This is a genomic window from Janthinobacterium woesei, assembly GCF_051380875.1.
GTDB lineage: Bacteria > Pseudomonadota > Gammaproteobacteria > Burkholderiales > Burkholderiaceae_D > Janthinobacterium.
This window is the reverse complement of record NZ_JBNYXW010000020.1, coordinates 92,310-105,384: the sequence shown is the minus strand read 5'-3', so window position 1 is coordinate 105,384 and position 13,075 is coordinate 92,310. Positions and strand designations below refer to the sequence as shown.

At 64.3% G+C, this 13,075-nt stretch carries 11 protein-coding genes; 3 read left to right on the top strand and 8 right to left on the bottom strand.

Going from position 1 to position 13,075, the window contains the following annotated elements:
• Positions 1-56: 56 nt before the first annotated feature.
• The 4 genes from ACQ4W6_RS21990 to ACQ4W6_RS21975 are packed head-to-tail and all read right to left on the bottom strand — an operon-like array spanning position 57 to position 3,216.
• Entirely contained in the window at positions 57-548 is a 492-nt protein-coding gene (locus ACQ4W6_RS21990) for an Hcp family type VI secretion system effector (RefSeq protein WP_436569295.1), read from the bottom strand.
• Positions 549-583: 35 nt separating this feature from the next.
• Positions 584-2,077 carry a type VI secretion system contractile sheath large subunit gene (gene tssC, locus ACQ4W6_RS21985; RefSeq protein WP_436569294.1) on the bottom strand — a complete coding sequence of 498 codons (1,494 nt, stop codon included), beginning with the start codon at positions 2,075-2,077 and terminating at the stop codon, positions 584-586.
• A 1-nt stretch (position 2,078) separates the two neighbouring features.
• Entirely contained in the window at positions 2,079-2,588 is a 510-nt protein-coding gene (gene tssB, locus ACQ4W6_RS21980) for a type VI secretion system contractile sheath small subunit (RefSeq protein WP_436569293.1), read from the bottom strand.
• A gap of 37 nt (positions 2,589-2,625) precedes the next feature.
• Entirely contained in the window at positions 2,626-3,216 is a 591-nt protein-coding gene (locus ACQ4W6_RS21975; protein WP_436569292.1) for a tetratricopeptide repeat protein, read from the bottom strand.
• Positions 3,217-3,499: 283 nt separating this feature from the next.
• Here ACQ4W6_RS21975 and tssJ point away from each other — a divergent pair, with 283 nt between their 5' ends.
• Genes tssJ through icmH form a run of 3 tightly spaced genes read left to right on the top strand, consistent with a single transcriptional unit; the run spans position 3,500 to position 6,335 of the window.
• Positions 3,500-4,117 carry a type VI secretion system lipoprotein TssJ gene (gene tssJ / locus ACQ4W6_RS21970; protein ID WP_436569291.1) on the top strand — a complete coding sequence of 206 codons (618 nt, stop codon included), beginning with the start codon at positions 3,500-3,502 and terminating at the stop codon, positions 4,115-4,117.
• Between the two features lie 41 nt (positions 4,118-4,158).
• Positions 4,159-5,541 (top strand): type VI secretion system baseplate subunit TssK, encoded by a 1,383-nt coding sequence (tssK, locus tag ACQ4W6_RS21965; RefSeq protein ID WP_436569290.1) that lies wholly within the window; start codon positions 4,159-4,161, stop codon positions 5,539-5,541.
• Positions 5,538-6,335, top strand: coding sequence for a type IVB secretion system protein IcmH/DotU (icmH, locus tag ACQ4W6_RS21960; protein WP_436569289.1), 798 nt, complete (start codon positions 5,538-5,540; stop codon positions 6,333-6,335). The genes tssK and icmH overlap by 4 nt, the downstream gene beginning before the upstream one ends.
• 25 nt (positions 6,336-6,360) lie before the next feature.
• Here icmH and ACQ4W6_RS21955 read toward each other — a convergent pair whose 3' ends face one another.
• The 4 genes from ACQ4W6_RS21955 to ACQ4W6_RS21940 form a co-directional block, all read right to left on the bottom strand.
• The gene (locus tag ACQ4W6_RS21955) at positions 6,361-7,149 is read right to left on the bottom strand and encodes an OmpA family protein (protein WP_436569288.1); all 789 of its coding nucleotides are present in this window, start codon (positions 7,147-7,149) and stop codon (positions 6,361-6,363) included.
• Between the two features lie 9 nt (positions 7,150-7,158).
• Positions 7,159-8,139: a type VI secretion system-associated protein TagF gene (tagF, locus tag ACQ4W6_RS21950; protein ID WP_436569287.1), complete on the bottom strand. Its 981-nt coding sequence runs from the start codon at positions 8,137-8,139 to the stop codon at positions 7,159-7,161.
• Positions 8,136-11,981: a type VI secretion system membrane subunit TssM gene (gene tssM / locus ACQ4W6_RS21945; RefSeq protein WP_436569286.1), complete on the bottom strand. Its 3,846-nt coding sequence runs from the start codon at positions 11,979-11,981 to the stop codon at positions 8,136-8,138. The genes tagF and tssM overlap by 4 nt, the downstream gene beginning before the upstream one ends.
• 230 nt (positions 11,982-12,211) lie before the next feature.
• Positions 12,212-13,051 (bottom strand): M15 family metallopeptidase, encoded by an 840-nt coding sequence (locus ACQ4W6_RS21940; protein WP_436569285.1) that lies wholly within the window; start codon positions 13,049-13,051, stop codon positions 12,212-12,214.
• Between the last annotated feature and the right edge of the window lie 24 nt (positions 13,052-13,075).

The following is a 13,075-nucleotide window of genomic DNA, read 5'->3' as shown; positions in this document are numbered from 1 at the left end:
CTGAAAAGTCGGCGCGGCACGCGCCGGCATCACCGCCGCGTGCCGCGCACGATGGATCAAGCCACGCGGTTCGCGGCCAGGTCCCAGCCGCCCGAGGTATTGCCACCGGCGCCGCCCGTCACTTTTTGCTGCGTGTATTTCCACTTCACTTTCGAGAACTTGAAGCCGACATGTTCGCCCAAAATATCGCCCTCTGCCACATTGGGCGTGACAGCGCCGATCAGCACATTTTCGATCTCGATTTCAAAGTACTTGACGCGCTCGCCCTGGCCATCGGCACGCATGAATTCAAAGCGCGCCTTGGGGATGGTCTTGCCGGCCGAGCAAGTCTGCAGCAACACCGGCGAGGCCAGGTCGGCCAGCTTGGAGATGACGATGTCCTTGTGCTCGCAGCGTTCGGCCGTGTGGCCGCCACCGGTCGAGGCGGTGGCGGACTTCGGCTGCTCGACGCTCCAGCTGACCGATTTGCACTCGATCCACTCCTTGTGCTTGTCATCGGTGGACTCGCCCTTGATGCCGTCTATCTGCAGATATACATCGATTGCCATGGTGTGCTCCTGTGGTTGAAAGATGATCCGATGGATCAGGAATTGGTCGACTTCGGCAACTCCGCGACCAGTCGGAGTGAAACGGATAATTCATCGAGCTGAAAGTGCGGCCGCAAAAACGACACGGCGCGGTACACGCCGGAGCGGCCCGGCACTTCATGCACTTGCACCGATGCTTCGCGCAAGGGGAACTGCGCCTTTTGCTCCTGGCTGGCGTTATCGTCGAGCAGCACGTACTGCATCAGCCAGCGGTTCAGGAAATCCTCCACGTTGGAGGCGGCGGCAAAGCTGCCGATCTTGTCGCGCATCATGGCCTTCATGTAGTGGGCGATGCGCGAGACGGCGAAAATGTACTGCAGCTGCGACGACAGTACCGCATTCGCATTGGCCGCGTCGCTGCCATACTTGCGGCTTTTCTGCGCCGACTGGGCGCCGAAGAAAGCGGCATACGCCGTGTTCTTGCAGTGCACCAGCGAGATGAAACCCAGGTCGCTTAATTCCTTTTCGCGGCGGTCGGTGATCGCCACTTCGGCCGGGCATTTCAGGGCCACGTCGCCTTCGTCCGTCTTGAAGGTATGCGTGGGCAGATCGTCCACCAGGCCGCCGCCTTCCACGCCGCGGATGGCGGCGCACCAGCCATAGTCGGCGAAGGCGCGCGTCAGCTTGCTGCCAAACGCATAGGCGGCGTTGCACCACAGGTATTTATGGTGGTCGCTGCCATCGACTTCCTCGACAAAATTGAATCCCTCCACGGTGGTGCCGTCGACGGGGTTGAATGGCAGCCGGCCCAGGAAGCGCGGCAAGGTCAAGCCCACGTAGCGCGCATCTTCTGATTCGCGGAAGGCTTTCCATTTCGCGTATTCGATGGTGTCGAAGACTTTCGCCAGGTCGCGTGGCTTGCCCAGGTCGCCGTAGCTTTCCAGGCCAAACAGTTCCGGCGCCGCCGAGGCGATGAACGGCGCGTGCGCGGCGGCCGCGATATGCGACATCTGCTCGACAAAGTACATGTCTTCGGGCTGGCGCGAGATGGCGTAGTCGCCCAACAGCGCTGCGTACGGCGCGCCGCCGAAGGTGCCGAATTCCTCTTCGTAGACCTTCTTGAATATGCTGCTCTGGTCGAACTCCAGCGCCGCCTGGAAATCCTTCACCAACTCGCGCTTGGTGGCGTTGAACATGCGGATCTGCAGGCGCGCCCCCGTATCGGAATTGCCCACCAGGTAGCGCAGCCCGGTCCAGCTTTGCTCTAACTGCTGGAACGGCGCCGCGTGCATGATTTCGCTGAGCTGGGCGGAAATCAGGCGGTCGATTTCAGCCACGCGCGCGTCCAGGGTGGCCGACAGGCTGTGCGACATCAGCACCGTGCCATCGAGCACCTGCGCCACCAGTTCCGAGATCAGGTCGCGGGCGCGCGCATGTTCGGCGCCGGACTTGGCGACACGGCTTTGTTCGACGATCTGGTCGAGCAAGTCCGTCGCCGGGGCTGGCGCGCTGGCTGCCGGTAATGCATTGACTTCTGCCTGGGCGTTCATCTCAATCCTCCTGCACTGGGAACTGCGGTTTCAGGGTGGCCAGGCTGCCGGTGTTGTTCAACACGTCCGTCAGCAAGTCTTCCAGCTTGTCATTGCCCGCCAGCTTGTTGCGCAAATCGGCCAGCTTGGTGCGCGCTTCGAGCAGCTTGCGCAAGGGCTCGACCTGGCGCACCACCGACTCCGGACGGAAGTCGTCCATCGAGCGGAAATGCAGATCGACGGCGAAGGTGCCGGCCGCCTCGCTGATGCGGTTCTGCACGGCGAAGCGCGCCACCGGCTCCACGCCGGCCAGCACTTCGTCGAAATTATGGCCGTCGACGGCGACGAACTTGCGGTCCTTTAGGCGCTTTTTCTCGCTATCGGGATTACCGCCAAAGTCACCCAGCACGCCCACCACGAAGGGCAGCTCCTTGTTTTCAATCGCGTCGCCGATTTCGACGTCGTAGGTCATCTGCACGCGCGGTGCGCGTACTTTTTGCAGGCGTTTCTGCACACTGTCGGACTTGGGCATGTCGATTCCTTTGCAAAGTGGGAGAAGCGGCGCCGGTTTATTTCAAGCCGCTGAACGGGTCGGCCGTGCTGCCTTGCGCGCCTTTCGCCGCCGCAGCTGGCGCGCCGGAGCCGGCCGCGCGTTTTCCTGCCGCCACCGGGCGCCTGGCCGGTGGCACCAGCACTTCCTCGCCGATGCTCAAGCGCAGCAGCTTGGCCAGCTCTTGCGCCTCCGAACGCAGCGAACCATTCAGATTGTTTTGCCGCGACAAATCGGCCAGGGCCTTGCCCGACAAACGCAAGCCGCTGACGGCGACGATGCTGTTGGCGACCTTGTCGTCGGGAGCGCGTTCGAGCGCTTCGAGCGCATGGCCGATGGCGTCGCCGTACTGGCCGCGGTCAAACTTCATCTGCGCCATCTGCAGCCACGGCGCCTTGTCGGTCGGGTAGCTGGCACCGCCACCTTTGAGCAAGGCTATGGCACGTTCATACTGGCCGGCCCGCGCAGCGGCATCGGCGTCGCTCATGACTTGCGCCAGGGTCGGCGCGGCAGGATTTTTGGGCGCCGGCTGTTCCGGCGTGGCGCAGGCGGCCAGCAGCAAGGCGCTGGCAAGGCAGGCAATACGAGACAAGCGTGTGGCTGATTTCATCGGGGTATTCCTTCACGTGGAGGACGCTACCGCTGGGAACGATGGGCGGCGCCTTGGTGGAGGCCATTATTGATCGCCAATTTTGTTGCCAGATTGAGATTAATCAGCAAAGAAGAAGTTCCACTCAACAACGCAATACATCCGCCTGACACCTGATCTGGCACAGCAATGACGACGATCGCAGATCAGTCTTTGCGCCAACGCAAGTAGCGTCATGGCGCATGCGATTAAATGACTGCAGCACTTTCTTTCCACGCATTACTTTTGCGAAGGCTGGCCAGCCATGCCATTTCCCTGCATGCCATTCCCCTTTCCCTTTCCCTATTCACTGCGCCTGCTGTCCTGCGCCACCGTGCTGCTGCCGCTGGCCGGCTGCGCGGGCGGCGCCATCGGCACCTTCGCCAACGCGGCGCTGCAAATGGCGGGCGTGGCCAGGCCGCCTTTGGCACTGCCCGACGCGCAACAGCCGCCGTACGCGGTGAGCATCCGCCTGCACGCGGCACAGCGCCTCAATACCGATGCCGAAGGCCGGCCGCTGGCGCTGGTGGCGCGTATCTACAAGCTGCGCCAGAGCACCGCCTTCGAGCAGGCGCCGTACGACAGCTTCCTCGACGCGCACAAGGAAAAAGCCGCACTAGGCGCCGACTTGATGGAAGTGAAGGAAGTGCTGCTGGTGCCCGGCCAGCGCTACGAGGTGCAGGAAAAGGTTAGCAAGGAAGCATATTTCATCGGCGTGGTAGCCCTGTTCCGCGCCCCTGCGGCGCAGCGCTGGCGCGCAACCTTTGCCGCCGCCGATGTGCAGCGCGGCGGCATTACCGTCGGCCTGCATGCCTGCGCCCTGAGCGTGGGCGGTGGCGCGGACGGCGCCATGGCGTCGCTGTCGGCCCTGCGCTGCCAGTAACGCTCATTCATCGACACGCCACTCACACCAGGAGAAACGACATGGGCATGGCAACGAAAGTCTTGTGGGGCGAAGGCCTGTTCCTGCGGCCGCAGCATTTCCAGCGCCAGGATCAGTATCACGAAATGCGCCTGCATCATACGGCCAGCGCGCTGCACCCGTATCTGTGGGGCGTGGCGCACATGGAGTGGGACCTGGCAGCACTGAAGAGCGGCACCTTGCGCCTGCAGGCGCTGTCGGCGATCTTTCGTGATGGCGAAATATTCGACGCGGCGGGCGACGGCGCGCCGGGCGGCGACGCCCTGCCCCCGCCGGTGGACCTGGCAGCGCTGCCGCCCGCCTTGCAGGAAGTGACGTATTACGCGGCCCTGCCGGTGCTCAACTGCGAAGGCATGAACTACACGGTGCACGGCAAGCCAGAAAGCACGGTGGGTAGCACGCCGCCCACCACCCGCTATGTGCATGCCATGCGCGCCACGCCCGACCTGTTTACGGAATCAAGCGTGGCCGACGTGGCCTACCTGAAAAAAACCCTGCGCCTGATTCCCGACAGCGAGGCGCGCGGCTCCTACGACTGCCTGCCGCTGATCGCGCTGCGGCGCACGGTATCGGGCGGTTACGAACCCGTGCCATCGTTCATGGCGCCCAGCCTGGCGATTGCCGGCGCGCCGCGCCTGCAAGGCATGCTGGAACACCTGCTCGATGCGCTGCAGGCCAAGGTCGCCGCGCTGCATGGCCACCACCGTGAACCGAGCCGCAACGTGATCGAATTTCGCTCCGGCGACGTGTCCTCGTTCTGGCTGCTGCACACGGTCAGCACGGCGGCGGCCGCGCTAATGCATTATGTGCGCCACCCTGCCCTGCATCCGGAGCGCCTGTACGAAGCGCTGCTGGGGCTGGCGGGCGGCTTGCTCAGCTACTCCAGGCACTACACCCTGGCCAGCCTGCCCGCCTACGACCACGCCCAGCCGGGCGCCTGTTTTGACGCCATCGACGCAATCATCCGCGAACTGCTCGATACCGTCATCTCCTCCAAATATTTTTCCATCGCCCTGGCCGAGGACAAGCCGTCCTACTACCTGGGCAAGCTCGATTCGGGCAAGATCGACCAGCACACCACCTTGTACCTGGCCATCCGCGCCGCCATGCCCGCCATCGAGCTGGTGGACGTCGTGCCGCTGCGCGTCAAGGTCGGCGCGCCAGACGACGTGGAAAAATGCGTGCTGTCGGCCATGCCCGGCGTGAAACTGTCGCACGCGCCACAAGTGCCGGCCGCCATTCCCGTGCGGCCCGACACCTATTATTTTGCGCTCGACAACCGCGGCGTGCTGTATGCGCAAATGCTCAAGGCGCAGTCGATTTCCGTGTATGTGCCAGCCGGCATACGCGACCTGCAACTTGAACTGATCGCGATGACAGCATGAGCCAGCTCATCGAACGGCGCGCGGCGCCCTCCCTCCTGGGGCCACGCGGCCCCTCTCCTGCCTATGCCGCCGGCACGGCCAATCGCCATACCGGCAACGCCCTGTTTGAGCTGATGCACGAAGGTTTTTACATGCTGTTCATGCTGAAGAACGGCTCGGCACCCGGCGACGAACAGGGCTTCATGGAGCGCATCACGGCCTTCCTCGGCGACTTCGAACGCGAAGCGAAGAAGATCCGCGCCGATGGCGACGATATCGAAGCGGCCAAATATGCATTTTGCGCGGCCGTCGATGAAATCATCCTGGCCTCGCCGTTCGCCCTGCGCACGCAGTGGGAACGGCGCCCGCTGCAGCTGCTGATCTTTGGCGACCAGCTGGCCGGTGAACATTTTTTCGACCGCCTCGACGCGCTGCGCGGCAAGGGCGCCATGCGCGTGCAGGCGCTGCAAGTGTTCCACATGTGTTTATTGCTCGGCTTCCAGGGTAAATATGCGATCGACGGCGGCGAAAAGCTCAGCTATCTGAGTGGCCGCCTGGGCGACGAGATCGCCCACATCAAGGGCAAGAGCCGGGGTTTCGCGCCGCGCGCTGAACGACCCGACCAGGTAGTCAACAAGCGCCGCAGCGATGTGCCGCTGTGGGTCTTGTCGAGCTTTTTCGCCCTGCTGGCCATCTGCGCCTATCTGGGCCTGAAAACGCATCTGACGCGCGGCACGCAGATCACCTTGGCGGCGTATGCCGACCTGGTCAAGCTGGCGCCACGCCCTGCGCACCTGAGCATCACGTTACCGTGAAGTGCGCCTGACTACTGCGCGTTGATCATTGTGCAATTCTGAACTCGATGCGCCGGTTGCGCGCCCGCCCATCGGCCGTGGCGTTGCTGGCCACGGGACGGTCCGGGCCCTGGCCCGACGTCAGCACCGCCTCGGCCTTGATACCTTGCATGCTGAAATAGCTGCGCACGGCGTCGGCGCGCGCCTGGCTCAGGGCCACGTTGCTGGCGCGCAGGCCCGTATTGTCCGTGTGGCCGATCACTTCCACCTTGCGCTCCTTGAGCTTTTGCATGACGGCCGCCATTTCGCCCAAGATGGCCATGCCGGCCGGCGTGATGCTCGCCTTGCCGCTGTCGAATTCGATGATGCGCTTGTCGAGCGCCGCATCGAGCATGCCCTGTTCGGCCTCGGCCGCCTTGACGCGCAAGCCATTGTTGACGATATACGTGGGATTGAGGCTGGTGGCGATGTCGCTGGCGATCTGCTGGCGCTGCGCTTCATTCGCCACTTCGCCGCGCACGCTGACGTTGTTGCCGTCGATGCTGATCTGTCCGCGTGAAATGAGCTTCAGGTTCGGCACGATCAGTTTCTGCACATAGGCGTTCCAGTTGGCTGGCACGGCCACGTTACCGACGGCGATCTGGTCGACCACGCGCTCGGCGCCATACAACTCGCGCAAACGGGCCAGCACGGCCGCCTTGCCCGCTTCATCGGCCAGGGTGCCGGTGACGAGGATCTGCCCCGGCAAGGGCGTGGCGGGTGCTTGCGCCTGCGCCTGGGCGCGGCAAGGGGCGCCAGCAAGCAGCAGCAAGAGGAAGAAAACGGGTGGTTTCATCGCAATCCTTCAGGCAAAAGTATCGGCAAACATGGCGCAGGCCGAACGCAGCGAGAGCTGCTCTTGCTGCAGGCAGGCGGACAACCGGCGCAGCGCAGGGTCTTGCCCCAGCTGCTCCTCGACCCAGTCCAGCTGGTCGAACACGACCAGCCGTTCGCTGCCCGCCCGCGGCTCGATCAGGGCGCGCAAGCCATGCGGATCGGCGCCGCAAAAGCCGATCACCAGCACCGGTGCTGCATCAAGATGGGCGAAGAACAGCGCCAGTTCGAAATCGGCCTGGCGCAAGAATGGCGTGACCAGGTGCAGCCAGAAACTGGCCACCAGCGCGCGCTCTTGCGCCTCTTGCGGCAATGGCAGCACCAGGCTTTTTTCCAGGCGCGGCCGGCCACTCTGGCGCACTGGCCGCAGCAGCAAGCCGAGCCCCAGCAACAGTTCGCGCAGCGTCACGGAAAACGTAGGCGTGGCCAGCATGGCTTGCAGGCTGTGCACCGTCTGCGTCTGCAGGAAGGCGAACAATTGCGCCGCATGGCAGGCGGCGGCCGTATCGATTTCCACCACATTGCCGGCCAGTGCCAGCAGCGCCGGCCCCGGTTCGGCACTGGCCACGATGCCTTGCGACAGCTGCTCCACGCGCTGCCACAGCGGCGCCAGCACCAGCGGGCTGCAGGCGACAAAGGCGTCGGCGTCATCGACTTCCAGCGCGCCCATGGCCATGAAGGGAAAGCGCCGCTGCGACTGGTCGCTGCTCGCCTGCAAGCGCCCGGCGATGGCGCGCCGGCTGCGCGTGCCGACGAAGGCAAAGCGCAGCGGCGGCAAGGCATCATAATTGAGTTTCCAGCGCGGCTCCGCCGTCAGGGCGTTCATGGCCTGCGCCAGCCAGTCGTCGAGCAGTTGCACCAGCGCGTGGTTGTCGCACGCCTTGATAAAGTCGCCACGCGCGGGGATTTTGCCAAAGTAGCCCAGGCGCACCTGTTGCGGCGCGCGCTTCACGGCGTCACCTCGGCCACGGCATCTGCCACGCCCGCGACGCTTGCCGGTTTGGCAGCTGCTGCGCCGGCGATGGTCTCGGGCAGCTTCATGCCGCGAAAGCCCTGTTCCAGCACGGCCGCAGTCCCGCCCGCGCCCGCGCCCGTCGTCTCGGCGCTGCTGGTGATTTTCAGGTCCAGCGCCACGCTGATGTCGCCGCGCGTCCAGCGCAATTCGAACACGCCGCCATCCTTGCGTTTTTTTGTCGCCGCATCGATCATGCGCTTCAGGCCAAACTGGCCCGGTTCGTTGAACAGTTCCAGCGTGCGCCCGTCGAAGGTGACGGCCGTTATGCGTGCACCCTGCATGCCAGATGCGCCCTGCGGGCCAGGATGCAGCATATTCGTCCACTGCGCCGGCGTATTGCGGTAGCGTAGCTGCTGGCCGTCGATCTCCACCGTGTATTCCTGCGTGCCCGGTGCCGGCGACGGCTGGATTTGAAAGACGGTCTGCGCCGCCGTCGACGTGGCCGCCACGCCGCCCGCACCCAGCGGCGCGATCCAGCCAGGAAAGCGCGCCACTACCTGCGGCGACAGGCTGATGCCCATGTCGGCCCAGGTGCGCGGCGCCAGCACATCGCCGCGCCGCACCACCAGGGGGCCCATGGAGGTGGTGACAAATTTCGCCACCAGCCCTTCCGGCCCGAAGAACTGGCCGATCTCCAGATTGCTCGCCTCGATGCGCGCCGCAGGCGCAAACGGATATTTATTCGCCAGCGACTTCTGGAACGGCTCATACACTTGCGCCGCCCAGGTCTTGTTGATCTCCAGTTCGGCCGGCGCGACGATGACGGCGAAGGTCTGCATCAATGGCCGCACGAGGATGGGGCGTATGGCCTGCTTTTGCGCGTCGCTCATCCCCGTGAGCATCTGTTCATCGACCAGTTTTAGGGCGTCGGCCAGTTCGGAGCCGCTGCCTTCCAGGGTCTGCTGCATGAACTGGCGCGCGCCGGGGCCAGCGTCGCCCTGGTTCTTCAGCTGGTTCAATCGGCTGCGCAGTTTTGACAGCGCTTCCAGGTAGGCGCGCATCAGCGATGCCCCCTTGTCCTTGGCGGCCACCAGCTTGCCCACGCCGGCAAATTCGCGGCCCACGGGCCCCATCGATTTATCCAGGCGGGCCGGATCGATCTGCGCGTTCAGGCCGGGATTGGCCGTCAGTTGCGACGGCGCGCGGCGCAGCAGCGTCTCCTTGAACCAGGCGATGATGCCCCGCTCGGCCTTGCGCAATTGCGCATTTTGCAGCGCCGGATTGTCCCACGAGGTTTCCTGGTAGATGCTCGTCAGCAGCTTGGCGATGGGCGACGCTTGCGGGTCGCCCAGGCGGTTCATGGCTTGCACGGCGCCGTCAAAGCCTTTCAGGTCGGCGATGGCCACGCCCTGCACGAACTTCTGCCATTCGCGCGCATAGTCGGCCTTGTACATGGCCACCAGGTTTTTCTCGATCTGTTCCGGGCTGCCTTCGAGTGTCAGGTCGTCGGTGGACGCGCTTTTCAGGACCCAGTCGGCGCTTTGCAGTTCGCCGTTGGCGGCCTCGCGAAACGCCCCTTCAACGAACGTTTCCCAGGCCTGGCGGGTGTAGGCGCCGGACACCGCATGACTGCCGGCCAGCAGCGCCTGGTCCTGTTCTCCGACGATGCGCGCCACCGTCACGCCGGCAAAACGCGTCGCCGCGCGCGCCTTGATGTCGGCGTACACGCGCTCGCGCGCCGGCATGCCGCGCACCACGCGGCGCAGATTTTCGCGCGCCTGATCGACCAGCGCCAGCTTCTGTTCGATGCGCGGCCACGATGGATCGGCCACCTGCGCCAGATAAAACGTCAGCAGCCGCTCGGCGCTGCGTATCATCTGCTCGCGCGGCATGGCGCCCCGGTTGCCCTCCAGCCAGCCGCGCCAGAAGCGCGTCATCTGGTCATTCAAATGGCTGCTCTCCGCATGCGTTTTATCGGCCAGCATCAGATAGGTTTTCAGCGCGTTATAGGCGTCTTCCACATTCGTCGGCGACGCGGCCTGGTACTGAAAGGTGCGCAGAGCGACGGGAGATACGGCGGGCGATGCGGCTGGAACGGCGGCCGGCGTCTGCGGCGTGCGCGCCGTCGGCTGCAACTGATCGGCGCTGGCGTTCATTTCCGCCAGCAAGCCTTCCAGCGCAGCCACCACGGGGTCGAGCATGACGTGGCGCGCGCCGGCGAAATATTCTTCGCGCAGCTTGCGTTCGAGCAACTCTCCCTGATACAGGCCCATGCGCAAGGACCACGGCCGTTGCGTGCGGTACGCTTCGAGCTGCTCGATGCGGTCCTGCAATATCTCCAGCGCTTCGAGGCGCGATTGCAGGTCCAGGCGCTGCTCCTGCAGGCGCACCACCTTGTTTAGATCGGCCTCGACATTGGCCACCAGTTGCCGGTTGCCCAGGTACGACCAGCTCCAGCCGCCCAGGCAGGCGCCCAGGGTCACGGTGGCCGTCAGGAACACGGCATACTTGAAACGCGTCTTGGCACGGCTGGCATAGTTGGCCACCAGGTGCTTGTCAGCAAAAATTACCTTGCGAAACAGATCGAGCAGGAAATAGCCATGCTGGCGCGCACCCGCGGGCAGCAAGGCCGGCGCTGGCGCGAAGGCCAGGTCGAAGCGGCGCGCCACCTGCTGCGAGGAAGCGCTCACGGGTACGCCTTCCTGCAGCGCGCTGGTCAGGTAAAAGCCGCGGAACACAGGCTGGAACTGGAACGGATTTTCTTCGAACAGAGTGGCGATGAAGGCGCGCAAGGCGGGCTTCATGGCGGCGAACTCGAGCGGAAAAGTAAATACGCCGGGCGCCATCGTCGTGCGTTGCCGGTGCGCCATGTTGGCCAGGCTCAGTTCCGTCAAGCCATCGTGCAATTCGTCGAAACTCTGGTCGAAAAAATTCAGCAGCTGCGCCGTGGGCAGCTTGCGCTGATACGCCATGGTGGCGCCCCAGACGCGCTCGCGTTCGCTGCGTTCGGCTTCCCCGAAAAACTCCGTGAAGCCGGCGATCAGGTCGGCCTTGGTAAATATGATGTACAGGGGCGCGAACACTTCCAGGCGCTCGATGACGTCCTGCACGCGCTTGCGCAGGCTGCGCGCCAGTTGCATGCCGACATCGGGGTCGCCGCCCAGTTCGGCAATGCTGACGGCGATGAGGATGCCGTTGATGGGCGCCTTGCGCCGGTATTTTTTCAGCAGGTCGAGAAAGCCGAACCATTCGCCGCGGTGCTCGTCGACGACGCAATAGCGTCCCGCCGTGTCGAGCACGATGCCATCCGTGGTGAAGAACCAGTCGCAGTTGCGCGTGCCGCCCACGCCTTGCACGACCTTGCCATCGGCGAAAGGAAATTGCAGGCCCGAGTGCACGATGGCGCTACTCTTGCCGGCGGCCGGATTGCCGATGATCATGTACCACGGCAATTCATACAGGGCGGCGGCGCCCGACTTGAGACCCAGCTTGGAACTCTTGATCGTGTCGATGGCTTCCAGCATGCCCGTGCGCACGGCGTCGAGTTCGCCATGCTGCGGATGTGATGCCGTCGATGCCGAGGCTGCCTGAGCAGCGGCGATCTCGGCCTGGTTGAGGATGGCCTGGCCCAGCGCCAGCGCATCGCGCCGCGCGCGGCGCCGGCGCCACAGCCACACGCCCAGCCAGATCATCAAGGCCAGCAGCAGCAAGGCCAGCGCCCAGATCAGCGCCACTTCCAGCACCTCGGCGCCCAGGTAAAGAAACACGGCCAGCGCCACGAAACCGAGGATGCTCAGATTGCCGCTGTCGGTCAGGAAATGCCAGATTCGTCGCAGCATGATGAGCCCAGGGTGAGGTCGCAAAGCAGGAATGGCGCCGCCGCAAAGCAAGGCGGACGCAGCCCATCCTGACAGCAATGCAGCGAGACTTTGTTGATAAATGACAAGTTCCAGTGGGCCGTCCCAGGCGCGCGGCGCCTCGCCGTTGACGCTGCGCAAGCATCAGCTCGCCAGTGAATCAGCCACGCGCTGACGGCGCTAGAATGGCTGGCGCGCCCTGTTGTGACTGCTTACTTGCCCAGGACGCGCGGTTGTGGCAATTCCGTATGGCCGAAATCCATCATGCTCCAGCGCCCGCCCCAGCGCAGGCCCACCGATTCGGCCGTCACGCCATATAAACGGTAGCCGCGCATGGCCCAGGCATTTTTTTCAGAAATGATGAGCTTTCCTTCATGCATGAATGCGCAATCGGCCGCCAGGCCGTACTGGTGATAGCTTTGAAACGCCTTGGCATTCGTCACGTTCGGACCGGCCGCCGCCAGCTGGTTCTGGCGCCCCGGACTGCGGTAACCCTCCAGCAAGACCATCTCATAGCCATGCACGTCTTTCATGATTTTAAAGACCAGTAGCAGCCGTTGCGCGTAGTCATGCTCGAGCAATTGCCAGTTACGGCTGGCGCCGCCCAGCAGCGGTCGCAGCTGCGTCACCTCCGCCGTGGAAAACAGCAGCGGCGGCAGGGTCGGCGGCGGCACCAGTTGCTCGCCCTTGAGCAAGTCGCTGACCTGGTCATTGATGACATGTTGCCGGTCAGCATAGCCGCGCAGGGCGATGCGGTCGCTCGACAGCCAGGCCAGCAGTGGCGGCACGAGGATCAGCACACTGCCCGCCAGCGACAGCCAGCGGTGTTGCAACAGCTGGTGCCAGGCACGCGCCATGCCGGAACCCGTGTGCAGCTGCAGGCGCTGCCATTGCGCGCCACCGCCACGGTTCAGGCGCTGGGCGCGCCGCTGCACGCGCCAGCCCAGGTTGACCATGGCGTGCAGCAGCAGCGCGCGGCCGCCGGGAAACAGCAGCAGCCAGCAAGCGAAACAGGCGAGCAGGAAATACATCAGGACCAGGGCGACGAACATGGGGCGCTCCGTGACAGGGATCAG